Annotated in this window: 8 protein-coding genes; 6 read left to right on the top strand and 2 right to left on the bottom strand. The window is 70.9% G+C overall.

Features of this window, described 5'->3' with window-relative positions:
• Nucleotides 1-22 precede the first annotated feature (22 nt).
• Entirely contained in the window at nt 23-547 is a 525-nt protein-coding gene (locus Pma05_RS25950) for a hypothetical protein (RefSeq protein WP_203860093.1), read from the bottom strand.
• Between the two features lie 294 nt (nt 548-841).
• On the opposite strand from Pma05_RS25950, the gene Pma05_RS25945 reads away from it, so the two are divergent.
• The 6 genes from Pma05_RS25945 (at nt 842) to katG (ending at nt 11,811) form a co-directional block, all read left to right on the top strand.
• On the top strand, nt 842-2,008 hold the full coding sequence (locus tag Pma05_RS25945) for a YncE family protein (RefSeq protein WP_239313082.1): 1,167 nt from the start codon (nt 842-844) through the stop codon (nt 2,006-2,008).
• Nucleotides 2,009-2,290: 282 nt separating this feature from the next.
• Nucleotides 2,291-3,013 carry a hypothetical protein gene (locus Pma05_RS25940; RefSeq protein WP_203860092.1) on the top strand — a complete coding sequence of 241 codons (723 nt, stop codon included), beginning with the start codon at nt 2,291-2,293 and terminating at the stop codon, nt 3,011-3,013.
• Nucleotides 3,010-3,906: a HoxN/HupN/NixA family nickel/cobalt transporter gene (locus Pma05_RS25935; RefSeq protein WP_203860091.1), complete on the top strand. Its 897-nt coding sequence runs from the start codon at nt 3,010-3,012 to the stop codon at nt 3,904-3,906. The genes Pma05_RS25940 and Pma05_RS25935 overlap by 4 nt, the downstream gene beginning before the upstream one ends.
• 13 nt (nt 3,907-3,919) lie before the next feature.
• A complete protein-coding gene (locus Pma05_RS25930; protein ID WP_203860090.1) occupies nt 3,920-8,908 on the top strand; it encodes a carbohydrate-binding protein in 4,989 nt (1,662 codons plus the stop codon).
• 140 nt (nt 8,909-9,048) lie between these two features.
• Nucleotides 9,049-9,525, top strand: coding sequence for a Fur family transcriptional regulator (locus tag Pma05_RS25925; protein ID WP_203860285.1), 477 nt, complete (start codon nt 9,049-9,051; stop codon nt 9,523-9,525).
• 54 nt (nt 9,526-9,579) lie between these two features.
• Nucleotides 9,580-11,811 (top strand): catalase/peroxidase HPI, encoded by a 2,232-nt coding sequence (gene katG, locus Pma05_RS25920; RefSeq protein ID WP_203860089.1) that lies wholly within the window; start codon nt 9,580-9,582, stop codon nt 11,809-11,811.
• A 152-nt stretch (nt 11,812-11,963) separates the two neighbouring features.
• On the opposite strand, the gene Pma05_RS42790 is transcribed toward katG, so the two are convergent.
• Nucleotides 11,964-13,388, bottom strand: coding sequence for an LPXTG cell wall anchor domain-containing protein (locus Pma05_RS42790; protein WP_239313077.1), 1,425 nt, complete (start codon nt 13,386-13,388; stop codon nt 11,964-11,966).
• Nucleotides 13,389-13,695: the final 307 nt, after the last annotated feature.

Below are 13,695 nucleotides of genomic sequence, written 5' to 3'. Positions count from 1 at the left end.
TTGGTCGCGCGCTGCGGGCGGGTCAGGGCATGGGCATGAGGCCGAGGGCGGCCAGCAGCATGGGGACGGCGAGCAGGATCACGCCCAGCACCACCGGGGCACCGAGTACGCCGAGGACGGCGACGCCTTTCCGCAGCCCGAACCGTCGCGAGTACGAGATCGCCAGGACACCGTAACCAGCCGCGAGCAGCAGGAAGAAGAGCACGTAACCGACTCCGGCCAGGTCGATCTGGTCGGGTGTGCCCACCAGACCGGATGCCATGCCGACCGCTTGCACCACGCTGCCGACGGCGTACACGCCGAGCATCGCGAACGCTCCCCACAACAACACGCCCAGAACTGCCGGGGGAAGCCTCGGGCGGTGGGAAACCGACAGCAGTGCCACGGCCGCCCCCATCGCCTTCAGCCCGACGACGAGCCAGTTCATCACGGCGATCGCGGAGACGTACTCGGCGTAGGGGCCGTCGGCGAAGTGGTCGGTCAGCTCGAAGACGATGTTGACGATCGCGAACACGATGCAGCACAGGGCCACCAGACGACCTGTCACGACGACACGGGTGCCGGGTCGCGCGGGGGCTTGGGGACGATCGCTTGCGAAAGCAGTGGAAGCCATGCCACCAGTCGATCCGAAACCCGCGCCCGAGTCCTCCCCCGGGCGGGGGAGATCGACAGCACGGCCTGGCGCTGGAGTAGGAGGTCGCGGCAACGACCGAAACGTGAAACGTGTACGCCTGGTACCTGCGGTCCCCGGATCTGTTCGCCACCGGCCCGGCGTACCGATCTTGGGTGGGGGATGTGCCGAACAGCCCCTGAACACCCGGAAAATGTCTAGAATGTCCGAATGATGAGGCTGCGCCTGGCCGTCCTTCCGGTCGTACTGCTCCTCGTCGCCGGCGGTTGCTGGGGCGGCGACGAGCAGCGGCGGCGTACGCCCGCGTCCGAGGCACCGGGCGCGTTGCCGTTCGGGACGCTGGTCTCCGGGATGCCGCCGTACCAGACGGCCGGAAACGTCTACGCGGCGACCGGCCCGGAGATGCTCGACGAACAGGTCCGGAAAGATCGGGCCCTCGTCTACGTGCCGAACACCAGGAGCAACGACGTCACGGTGATCGACCCGAGCACCCGCCGGGTCATCGACACCTTCCCGGGCGGTCCCGAGCCGCAGCACGTCGTACCCTCGTACGACCTGAGGACGCTCTACGTGGCGTCCAGCAAGATCCCGGAAGGCGGCCTCATACCGATCGACCCACGTACCGGCAAGCCCGGCGCGTTCCGGATGCTGGAGGACGTCTACAACCTCTACTTCACCCCGGACGGCAAGCAGGCCATCGTGGTCGCCGAGGCATACCAGCGGCTGGACTTCTACGACCTGACCACCTGGCAGCGGGTCCGGTCGGTGCGGTTTCCCGAGTGCGAGGGCATCAACCACATGGACTACTCGGCCGACGGCAAGATCATGCTGTTCAGCTGCGAGTTCGCCAACCGGATGCTCGTGCTGGACACGGTCAGCCTGGACAAGCTGCGGGAGTTCACGCTGACCGAGACGACGGACGGGATGCCGCAGGACACCCGGCTCACCCCCGACGGACAGCGTTTCCTGGTCGCCGACATGCACGCGCACGGCGTCTACGTCTTCGACGCCCAGGCCACCCGGCAGACCGGCTTCATCCCCACCGGCAAGGGCGCGCACGGCATCTACTTCAGCCGGGACGGCAAGCTCGGCTACGTGACCAACCGCGACGAGGGCAGCGTCACCGTACTCGACATGGCCACCCTGAAGCCGACGGCCACCTGGCGGATCCCGGGCGGCAGCCCGGACATGGGTGGGCTCTCCGCGGACGGCGAGACCCTGTGGCTCTCCGGCCGCTACCACGACGAGGTGTACGCCCTCAGCACCCGGGACGGCAAACTGCTGGCGCGAATCCCGGTCGGTCGTGGCCCGCACGGCCTGACGATCTGGCCCCAGCCCGGCCGCTACTCTCTCGGGCACACCGCCAACATCCGATAGCCGGATGGTTCCGCCGCTCCGCCGGCACCAGATGCTCCGCCGGCACCAGATGTCCCGCCGGCTCGGTCAGCACCGCACAGCCGGGCGCCAGATTGATCAACTAACTGTTCACGTCGACATTGCCTGCTGATCACTGGACCGGACCTGTGGGTTCGTGAAATCCCGGCAGGGTGTGTGGATAATCGCGCCCTCAGCGCGCCGTAGACCGTACACCCCGGAGCGTTGTCCTTGCCCCCACGCGGACGTCGGCCGCGCCGCAACCGAGTCGGCGCCCTCGCGCTGTTGGCTTTCGCCGCGACCCTGTTCGGCGCGCCCGCCCCGGCCGAGGCGCACCCGTTCGGCGATCCGCAGACCGTCGCCATCGCTCCCGACCGGCAGCGCCCCGAGGTCGTGCACGTCCGCTGGAAGGTCGGCGGCCTTGACGACCTGACCCTGCTCGGGGTCTCGCTCGGCCTGCTGCCGCAGGAACGGGTACTGCTCGACGGCGCCGTCTTCTACCAGGACTCGGACGCGGCGGCACTCACCGCCTCCGACCGGTTCGCGGCGTACCTGCTCCAACAGATCACGGTCAGCAGCGCCGGAGAGCCGTGCACCGGCTCCGTCCAGCCGCCGGGCGACCTGGCCCGCGGCGGCGCCACCCTCGACTACACCTGCCCCGGCCCGATCGGCACGGTCGCCGTCGCGGTCCGGACGCTGACCGACCTGAACCCGGCGTACCGGACGCTGGCCACCGGCCCGGGCGGCGCCCGCGCGGTGTACGAGTCGGGCCAGGACTCGCACGACTGGGTGCTCGGCGAGGCGGCGGTACCGGCCGGCGTACCAGGTGAACCACCGGCGCCCGGCGCGTCCGACGATCTCGGCCGGAGCGCCGCCGTCCAGCTCGGCGCCGTGCTCGGCGGGATCGTGCTGGTCGCGGTCGGCGGGCTGCTGCTGTTCCGCCGGTCGACCCGGCGCCGCCGGGCCGCCGAGGCGCTGCCGAACGGGCGTCCCGGACAGCTCGCATGAGCGCGACCGCCCTCGTCCACGCTGCCATCACCCACGCTGCGCCCATCCACGCCGACGCCATTCAGGGCGCCGTCATCCAGGGCGCCGGCCTTGCCGACCGGCTACAGGGACTGGTCTCCGCGCCCGGCGTGCCACCGTTGGCGTTCGCGCTCGCGTTCCTCGCCGGGGCGGGCCATGCGGTGGCGCCGGGACACGGCAAGAGCCTCGCGGCGGCGTACCTGGTCGGGTCGCGGGGCAGGATCCGCGACGCCGCCTGGCTGGGCGGCTCGGTGGCGGTGATGCACACGCTCTCGGTACTGGTGATCGCCGTGGCCTGGACGTTCCTGTCCCTCGCCGACGTCGTCCGGCTGCCGCAGCTCACCACCTGGCTGGAGCTGGTCGCCGGCCTGCTGGTGGTGGCCACCGGCCTCTGGCTGGTACGCCGCCACCTGCACCGGCACCCGCACACCCACGATCACGCCCACCCCCACTCGCCCGACCACGATCACGACCACCCGCACAGCCACGACCACGGCCACGATCACGGCCACCCGCACAGCCACGGGCACCAGCACGAGTACGGCAAGCGACCCGGGCTGGTGCTGCTCGGCATCTCCGGCGGGCTCACACCGTCCCCGGCCGCGTTCCTCGTCCTGGTCACCGGCCTGTTCATCGGGCGGGCCGGCTTCGCCCTGCTGCTCGTCCTGACCTTCGGCATCGGGATGGCCGTCGTCCTGTTCGGCGTCGGCCTGCTCGCCATCGCCGGCAACTCCGTCGTCATCCGTGGCGCGCGCTCGTCCGGCCTGCTGCGCCAGGCCACCCGGGTCGCCCCCGTCCTCGCCGCCGCCGGCATCACCGTGTTCGGCGTCGGCCTCACCGCAGTCGCGGCGATCAATCTCACCGCTGTCACATAAGGAGAAACCCGTCATGTCGAACCAATCGCGGGTGGGCGCCAGACGCCTGCGCGCGCTCTGGCCAGTGTTCGTCGTCGCGCTCGTCGCCGGGACCGGGCCGGCGCTCGTGCCGCCGGTGGCGGTGGCCGAGGAACCCCCGCCGCCGGCCGCCGCCGGTGCACCGGTGCTCAACCTGATCGACGGGCAGACCCTGGACGGCAGCGTCACCGTCACCGCCGAGCCCACCAGCGAGGACGACTCGGTGGTCAGCCTCACCGTCGACGGCGAGCAGGTCGACGCCGACAAGACCGCCGGCACGGCGCGGTTCGGCTTCGACATGGGTGGCAACGGCACCGAGGCCCGCTACCGCAACTACCTCACCGTCAACGACCACACCGCCGAGGCGGACCGGATCTACTTTCCCACCATCCCCGGTGGGAACAGCGGCAGCCTGGCCTTCCCCGGCTCGTGGCTGCGCTCCGGGGTGAACACCGTCACCGTGCACGCCGGCTGGGCCTGGGTCGACACCACCAACACCAACGCCACCGGCTACGAGCAACTCCCGTACGGCGAGGGTGGCCGGTGCCACAACTACGACGACTTCCCGCTGAGCGGCATCAACCTCAGCCTGCTCGGCGTGGTCGCCGACGGCGAGCAGAACCTGTTCAGCTACAACTTCGGCGACGGCACCTGTGGCAGTGGCCGGAACCTGCTGACCCAGGATCTCACCTTCGTCGTCTCCGGTGAGCCCGGCAGTACGGCCGGGTTGACCGCCGAGCTGGACACCACCGAACTCGACAACGGCCGGCACACCATCGCCGCGACCAGCCGGTCGGGCGCGAAGCAGAGCGTCACCGTCGAGGTCAACAACGCCGCTCCCGGTGCGGCGAAGCTGACCCCGGCCGACGGCGCGCTGGTCCGGGGTACCCGGCCGGTGATCGCCGCGCTGCCGAACGGCAGTACCGACACCGTCGAGTCGCTCTCCATCGACGACCGGCCCGCCGAGAACGCGGAGACGCTCGCCGCCGGTACCGCGACCCTCGGCCTGACGGTCGAGGCCGGCAACTCGATGGAGGCGAAGTACCACAACCACGTACTGGTGAACGGGAACCGGGTCGAGCTGGGCGGCGACTACGCGGTCAGCGGTGCGGCGCAGGTCAGCCTGGACTTTCCCACCCGGTTCCTGCGGCCCGGTGACAACGTCGTCGAGGTCAGGACCGGCGACTACAACGGCAGCGCCAACGGCGCGACCTGCCCGAACCACGACGACTTCCGGCTCACCCGCGGTTCGGTGAGCCTGGCGCTGAGTACGCCGGGGACGGTGACGCCCGGCACCACCTACCTGGTCACCACCACCGGCTCGACGGTGACGAAGGCGGCGACCACCGACGCCTCGCTCGCGCTCGGCGACGGGACCTGCGGCCCCAACAAGGAGGCCGAGTTCCACTTCACCGTCGAGGGCGCGCCGACCACCCGCACCATCGACACCCTGGGCAGCGGCGGCGACGCGCACCTGAAGGTCTTCGTCGGCGGCAACGGCGCCGACAACGGATTCGACAACAAGGTACTGGTCAACGGCATCCCGCTGGACCTCGGCGTCTGGGAGAAGGAGGTCGCCGACCTCGCGTTCCCGAACGAGTGGCTGGTACCCGGCGTCAACGTGCTGGAGTTCGTCGCCGGCAGCGACCACGGCAGCGCCAGACCCGGTGGCTGCGACAACTACGACGACTTCACGCTGCGCGACTTCCAGCTCGCCCCGGTCAGCGGGAAGGCGACCCAACTGACCCGGATGATCGCCGGGACCACCGTCACCATCGGCTCGACCAGCTATCCGGTGGGTGCGCCGGTGACCGTGCACGTCGGGGACGGCACCTGCGGCAGCAGCCACAACGCCACGCTGACCAAGGCGATCCTGTTCGACGTCACCGCCGAGGACGGCTCCGCGCTCCGGGCGCTGGGCAAGCGGGCCGACGTGGACACGACGGCGATCTCGGACGGCGCGCACACCATCCGGGCGACCGTCGGCGACAAGACCTCGACCCGGCACTTCACCGTCGACAACACCGCGCCGGTGGTGCAGAGCAGCGTCCCGGCGCCGGGCCAGCGGCTGACCGCGACCGTCGCGCTGGACGTCCGGGTCACCGACGCCACCGGGGTGGCCGGGACGCCCGCCATCGCCCTGGACGGCAAGCCGGTCGCCCAGGGCGACCAGATCGGCCACGGCCTGCCCGCCGGCGACCACACCCTGGCGGTGACCGCGACCGACACGCTCGGCAACACGGCCACCCGGGAGGTGCGGTTCACCAGCGCGAGCATCCCGGACGTGCCGACCGAACTCGGCGCGGCCGTCGCCGGTGGCAACGCGCCGTCGGCCACGCTCTCCGCGAAGATCCCCGGCGAGGACGGGGTACCGCTGACCGCCACCTTCACCAGGGCGGACCTGGTGCTCCCGACGGCGGGCTACCAGGGCGAGGCGTCCGCCGTGCCGACCACGCTGGACGTGGCGCACGACAAGAGCGTCGATGTCGGCTCGCTGCGCCCGCTCGACGGCCGGACCATCGACACCCCGTCCAGCCGGGACGTGGTGTTCCAGCGGTACGACCTGAAGCTCGGGGCGACCGACGAGACGCCGATCCTGCGCTGGGAGGGTACCGCCGACCCGAAGCGGGTGGTGGCGCTGCGGGTCTGGGACCCGGCCGGCAAGAAGTGGGTGGTGTTGACGAGTTCCCGGGGCCAGGCCGGGCAGAGCACCGTGCTCACCGCCCCGCTGACCGAGGGTTACCGGGACGGCGGCACCGTGCACGTGCTGGTCACCGGCGAGGACCCGTTCGCCGACGACCTCTCCCCGCGCGACTCCTCGGCGCAGAACGACAAGGACCGGTTCGAGGACCCGGCGACGTACGACTTCGCGCTCGCGCACTTCACCGACACCCAGTACCTGAGCGAGGGCGCGGCCGGCGGCACGTACGACGACTTCGACGGCCGGGCCGAGCCGTCGGACATCCAGACGGCCGAGGAGCAGGCGATCTTCGCTGCGGCGTACCGGGGGCAGACCCAGTGGATCGCCGACAACGCGGCGGGCCGCAAGATCGCGTACACCGCGCACACCGGTGACGTGATCGAGAACGACTACTACGACCCGCTGGCCAAGAACCCGGACGGCTCGTTGCAGCGGCCGGGACTGAACGAGCAGGTCGACCGGGAGTTCGACCGCGCCTCCAGCTACCAGCGGATCCTCGACGACAAGGGCGTGGTCAACCAGGTCATCGCCGGCAACCACGACAACCAGCTCGGTGCCGAGACCGGCCCGGACTCCCGGTTCAGCCGGACGTTCGGTGCCGACCGGTACTACCAGGTGGCGAAGGGGTGGCCGGCGGGCGCCGAATACCACGCCTGGGACGAGGTGACCAAGCCCGACGGCACCGTCACGCCCGGCCGGGACAACCAGAACAACTACGTCCTCTTCACCGCCGGTGGCCTGGACTTCGTCGCCGTCGGCCTGTCCTATGGGGTGACGCCGGATGAGGCCCGCTGGGCCGACTCGGTGTTCAAGCGCTACAAGGACCGGAACGGGATCCTGCTCTCGCACGACTACCTGAAGCCGTCGACCAACCCCGACGGCCGGGGCGCGGCCTTCTCGGCGCCGGACGGCTCGCCGCTCTACAAGCTGGTCGTCGAGAACAACCCGAACGTCTTCCTGGTGCTTGCCGGGCACGAGCACGGCGTCGGCACCAACCTGAAGACAAAGGTCGGCGTCACCGTGACGCACGACGTGGTCGAGTTGCTGGCGGACTACCAGTTCTACACGGTGCCGGCCGGTGAACTCTGGCCCGACCTGGTCGACGCGGCCGGCAACATCGACCTGAACCGGGACGGTACGCCGGACCACAAGGCCACCGACCGGTTGCAGTTCGGGGCGAGCTTCCTGCGCCTGATGCAGTTCGACGTGGAGCGCGCCGAGATGTCCATCGACACGTACTCGCCGCTGCTGGAGAACTTCGGGGCGACCGAGTACGACATCCGGGCGGACGGCAGCCAGACCACGCCGCGCTACAACGGTGCGGAGGACAACCTGACCCTGCCGGTCGACCTGACCAGCCGGAAGACCTCGTTCTCCACCGACTCGCTGGCCGCGTACGTGCCGTCCGGCGTGATCGGGACGGACGAGGTGAACGCGAACGGCACCGCCACGGTGACCTGGGGCGGGCTGGTGCCGGGCACCTCGTACGCCTGGATCGTCTCGGCCCGCAGCGCCGACGACGGTACGGCGGTGGCCCAGCCGGCGGTGTTCCGTACCGCCAAGGGCGCGCCGACGGTGACCGTCAGCCCGGCCACGGTCGACTGGGGTACGGCGGCGACGGTGACGGTCAGGGTCACCGCCGGCACGGCGCCGGTCTCCGGCACGGTGGAGGTGCGCGAGGGCGACACGATGCGCGGCTCGGCGACGCTCTCCGGTGGCAGCACGACGTTCACCCTGCCGGTGGGCCTCGCGGGCGGCGAGCACAGGCTCACCGCGTCGTACTCCGGGAGCGAGCACCTCGACCCGGCGCAGGGCACCGGCACCGTGACGGTGAGACTGCCGGCGGCCTGGAGCGCGTCGAAGGTCTACGACAGCGGTGACCGGGTCAGCTACCAGGGCAGGGTCTACCTGGCCTCCTGGTATGCGAAGAACCAGAAGCCGGGTGATCCGAACGGTCCGTGGCAGGAACTGGCCATGACCGAGGAGGGTGTCACGATCTGGACGGCGTCCCGGATCTTCGACTCGGGCGACGTGGTGACGTACGACGGGAAGATCTTCCGGGCCCGCTGGTACACCCGGAACCAGGCACCGGGGAACCCGACCGGTGCCTGGGCGGAGATCGCCCCGCCGGCACCGGACGGCAGCCCGGCGGCCTGGACGCCCAGCACCGTCTACCAGGCGGGCGACCGGGTGTCCTACCGGAGCCATGTCTACGAGGCCAAGTGGTACACCCGGAACCAGACGCCGGGTGACCCGAACGGCCCGTGGAAGTTGATCAAGTAGCGGATGCCGCGCGGCCGGCCCGGGACCGGAAGGTCCCGGGCCGGCGTGGTTCGGCGGCCGAGCGGGGTTCGGGGATCACGCGTGACATCGAGCCCATATTCTTGACTGATTCCAGATAAGTGAGCAGACTGCGAGGCGTGCTGGCGCCCGTTGACTTCCCGCAGTTACTGCGCGGGGCCGCGTTGCGGGTGACCCGTCCCCGGGTGGCCGTGCTGAACGCGGTCTACGCGCACCCGCACGCCGACACCGACTCGATCATCGGTGCCGTGCGTACGGATCTTCCCGACGTCTCCCACCAGGCCGTCTACGACTCGCTGCACGCGCTCACCGCGGCGGGTCTGATCCGGCGCATCCAGCCGTCCGGCTCGGTGGCCCGCTACGAGTCGCGGGTCGGGGACAACCACCACCACGCCGTGTGCCGGTCCTGCGGTCGCATCTCCGACGTCGACTGCGCCGTCGGCGAGGCGCCCTGCCTGACCGGGTCCGACGACGACGGCTTCTCGATCGACGAGGCCGAGGTCATCTACTGGGGCCGCTGCCCCGACTGCTCCACCGCAGGCCAGCCCCGAACCTCCACCGCAGGCCAGCCCCGATCCTCCAGCGCAGGCCAGTCCTGATCCCTCTGATCCGCTCCTGATCCCTCTGATCCGCGAAGTCACGGAAGGAACCAGATGTCCGAGAACCACGACGCCGTCGTCCACGACGCGGAGGCGGGCAGCGAGTCCCGCTGCCCGGTCGCGCACGGGCGCGCCCCCCACCCGACCCAGGGTGGCGGCAACCGCGGCTGGTGGCCGAACCAGCTCAACCTGAAGATCCTCGCCAAGAACCCGGCCGTGGCCAACCCGCTCGGCGGGGAGTTCGACTACGCCGAGGCGTTCAAGACCCTCGACCTGCCCGCCGTGAAGCGGGACATCGCGGAGGTGCTGACCACCTCCCAGGAGTGGTGGCCGGCCGACTACGGCCACTACGGCCCGTTCATGATCCGGATGGCCTGGCACAGCGCCGGCACGTACCGGATCAGTGACGGCCGCGGCGGTGCCGGCGCCGGCATGCAGCGCTTCGCGCCGCTGAACAGCTGGCCGGACAACGGCAACCTGGACAAGGCCCGCCGCCTGCTCTGGCCGGTCAAGAAGAAGTACGGGCAGCGCCTCTCCTGGGCCGACCTCATGATCCTCGCCGGCAACGTCGCCCTGGAGTCGATGGGCTTCAAGACCTTCGGCTTCGCCGGTGGCCGGGCCGACGTCTGGGAGCCCGACGAGGACGTCTACTGGGGCCCCGAGACCACCTGGCTCGGTGACGACCGCTACACCGGTGACCGCGAGCTGGAGAACCCGCTCGCCGCCGTCCAGATGGGCCTGATCTACGTCAACCCGGAGGGCCCGAACGGCAACCCGGACCCGATCGCCTCGGCCCGGGACATCCGGGAGACGTTCCGCCGGATGGCGATGAACGACGAGGAGACCGTGGCGCTGATCGCCGGCGGCCACACCTTCGGCAAGACCCACGGTGCGGGTCCCGCCGACCACGTCGGCGCGGAGCCCGAGGGCGCCCCGATCGAGGAGCAGGGCCTGGGCTGGAAGAGCAGCTTCGGTACCGGCAAGGGTGCGGACGCGATCACCAGCGGTCTGGAGGTGACCTGGACCTACCACCCGACCCGGTGGGACAACGAGTTCTTCCACATCCTGTTCGGGTACGAGTGGGAACTGATGACGTCGCCGGCCGGCGCGCACCAGTGGCGTCCCACGAACGGCGCGGGCAGCGACATGGTGCCCGAGGCACACGATCCGGCGAAGCACCGCGAGCCGCGGATGCTGACCAGCGACCTCGCGCTCCGGTTCGACCCCGTCTACGAGCAGATCTCGCGGCGCTTCCTGGAGCACCCGGAGGAGTTCGCGGACGCCTTCGCCCGGGCCTGGTTCAAGCTGACCCACCGGGACATGGGCCCGGTCGTCCGCTACCTCGGCCCGGAGGTCCCGACCGAGACGCTGATCTGGCAGGACCCGATCCCGGCGGTGGACCACGAACTGGTCGACGCCGCGGACGTCGCCACCCTCAAGAGCCAGATCCTCGCCTCGGGGCTGACGGTCTCCCAGCTCGTCTCCACCGCGTGGGCGTCGGCCTCGACGTTCCGGGGCGGCGACAAGCGCGGTGGCGCCAACGGGGCGCGCATCCGGCTGGAGCCGCAGAACGGCTGGGAGGTCAACAACCCCGACGAGCTGGCCCGGGTGCTGCACACCCTGGAGGGGATCCAGCAGGCGTTCAACTCCGCCCAGAGCGGCGGCAAGAAGGTCTCGCTCGCCGACCTGATCGTGCTCGGTGGCTCCGCCGCCGTCGAGTTGGCCGCCGAGAACGCCGGCCAGCCGGTCGAGGTGCCCTTCACGCCGGGGCGTACGGACGCGTCGCAGGAAGAGACCGACGTGGAGTCCTTCGCGCCGCTGGAGCCGACGGTGGACGGGTTCCGCAACTACCTCGGCAAGGGCCACCGGCTGCCGGCCGAGTTCCTGCTGGTCGACCGGGCGAACCTGCTGACCCTGAGCGCGCCGGAGCTGACCGTCCTGGTCGGCGGTCTGCGGGTGCTGGGTGCGAACCACCAGCAGTCGTCGCTGGGCGTCCTCACCACGACCCCGGGGACGCTGACCAACGACTTCTTCGTCAACCTGCTCGACCTGGGTACGGCGTGGACGGCGACGTCCGAGGACGCGAACACCTTCGAGGGTCGTGACCTGGCCAGCGGCGAGGTCAAGTGGACCGGTACCCGGGCCGACCTCCTCTTCGGCTCGAACTCCGAGCTGCGGGCGCTGGCGGAGGTCTACGCCAGCGACGACGCGCGGGCGAAGTTCGTCCAGGACTTCGTGGCGGCGTGGGTGAAGGTGATGAACCTGGACCGGTTCGAGATCGCCTGATCCGGCCCGCCCAGGCCGGCCCGGACGAAGGCCCGGCTCGTCTGTCGACGAGCCGGGCCTTCGCGTCATGCGCCACTAAGTCGGTTCGAGCGTCATCCGCTACCGGGTCGGTTCGAGTACACCTCGAACTTGTGTCGCTCCGCCGACCAGCGTCAGCGTCGTACCGTCCGGCGTCGGCGGCTCAGGTAGAGGAAGGCCGCACCGGCGATCAGCAACACCACACCGAGCCCGAGGAAGGCGATGGTGTTCGTACCGGTGAGCGCCAGGCCACCGCCACCACCGGACGTCGCCGTCTCGGCGTTGTCCCGGGCGGGCGGGCCCTGGGCGACGTTCGTGTCGCCCGCTGCCGGTTCCTCGGTCGCCGGCTCGGTGGCCGGAGTGGTCGGACTGGCCCCGCCACCGGCAGGCTTCTGCGGAGTCGGCTTCTGGCCGGCCGGTTCCTGCCCCTTGCCCGGCTGCTGCTGGTCCGGCTCCTGCTCGGGGGAGTCGTCGCCGGGCTGCCCGGCCGGTGGCTGCTGGCCACCCGGGTTGCCGGCCGGCGGCTGCTCGTTGCCGGGATTGCCCGCGGGCGGCTCCTCGCCGCCTGGGTTGCCGGCGGGCGGCTCCTCGTCGCCCGGGTTGCCGGCCGGGGGCTGCTCGTTGCCAGGCTGCTCGTTTCCGGGTTCCTCGTTACCAGGCTCCTGGGCCGGTGGTTCCGTCGCCGGTGGCTCCTCCTCGGCCGGCTCGACCTGGATGCGGACCGAGTCGAGCGCCGGGATCTGGTTGGCCCGCACCATCATCGGGATGCGGTGTGAACCGTCACCGGCCCACGACGAGCACTGCGCGAGACCGGCGGGCAGGCCGGGCACCTCGATGATCACCGAGTCCGGTTCGTCGCTGCCCTTGCCGTCCTCGGTCGCGACGAAGAACGCCGGCACCGGAGCCGGGTCGGCCGCCTCCCGGGTGCTGGTGAGCATCCGGCAGGCGGTGTGGAAGTGGCCCCGGACCAGACCCTCGTCGTTGAGCAGGGAGGACTCCAGGTAGTAGCCACCCCGCCCGGCCGGCAGGAACCGGTCGCGGACGAGGTTGCGGGTGCTCACCACCAGCCGGAACGGCTCTCCCTCGCGTACGGTCCGCGGCGCCTGGGCGATCAGCAGCGTCGGGTTCTGCTCCGCGGTACCCACCTCACCGAAGGCGGTCACCACGCACCGGCCGCCGTCCTGGAAGCCGGTGTGCGCGGGAAGGTCACTCGCCTTGCAGTCGTCGCCCAGGGTGTTCAGGCCGCCGCCACCCGGACTGGCTCCGCCAGGGGTACCCGGCGGCGTGGCCGGGCTGGTCGACGCCGGACACTTCTCGGCGGAGGCCGGCGGCGACGCCTCGGCGGACGCGTCGTTCCCGGCGGCGCCGGGACTCTCGGACGCGCCGGCGGACGGCGGCGAGCTGGCCTCGCAGCCGGGTGCGGCTTGCTGGCTCTCCGCGTTGGAGATCTGTGTGACACCGACCAGGCCACCGAACACGGCGAGAGCGGCGGCCACGGCGAGGAGGCGGCGGCGCTGGCCGGAATCGATGGAGGCGCGACCGCGGTGCGACCGTCGCATGTGTATGAACCTCCCGAAGTCATGCGCTGCGGCTCGGACCGGTGGGGGTTCCGGCTGCCGTGACGGACGACCGTCTTCCGGTGGCTGGCGACCCGACAACGCCCGGAGGTCGAAATCGGTGCCGCGCGGGCCGTTCCGTACGCCGCACGCACACCGTATGGACCGGCCCGTCCGTGGATCAAACGCAGCAGGCGGAAATGCGGGTTTCTTGAACCGCAGATAATAGAAACTTATGGTGCCGCCGTCGGCCGGGTTCGATCGTGCTCGACCGGTGATGCCGACCGGTCGGCGTACGAGTCGACATGCG

The sequence above is a fragment of the Plantactinospora mayteni genome (assembly GCF_016862935.1).
Classification (GTDB): Bacteria; Actinomycetota; Actinomycetes; order Mycobacteriales; family Micromonosporaceae; genus Plantactinospora; species Plantactinospora mayteni.
This window is presented reverse-complemented; position numbering and strand designations above follow the sequence as displayed.

What these genes read in the sequence shown, in the direction of transcription:
- Pma05_RS25945 (WP_239313082.1), top strand. Translation starts at nt 842, where the DNA reads ATGATGAGGCTGCGCCTGGCCGTCCTTCCGGTCGTACTGCTCCTCGTC.
- Pma05_RS25935 (WP_203860091.1), top strand. Translation starts at nt 3,010, where the DNA reads ATGAGCGCGACCGCCCTCGTCCACGCTGCCATCACCCACGCTGCGCCC.
- Pma05_RS25930 (WP_203860090.1), top strand. Translation starts at nt 3,920, where the DNA reads ATGTCGAACCAATCGCGGGTGGGCGCCAGACGCCTGCGCGCGCTCTGG.
- katG (WP_203860089.1), top strand. Translation starts at nt 9,580, where the DNA reads ATGTCCGAGAACCACGACGCCGTCGTCCACGACGCGGAGGCGGGCAGC.
- Pma05_RS42790 (WP_239313077.1), bottom strand. Translation starts at nt 13,388, where the DNA reads ATGCGACGGTCGCACCGCGGTCGCGCCTCCATCGATTCCGGCCAGCGC.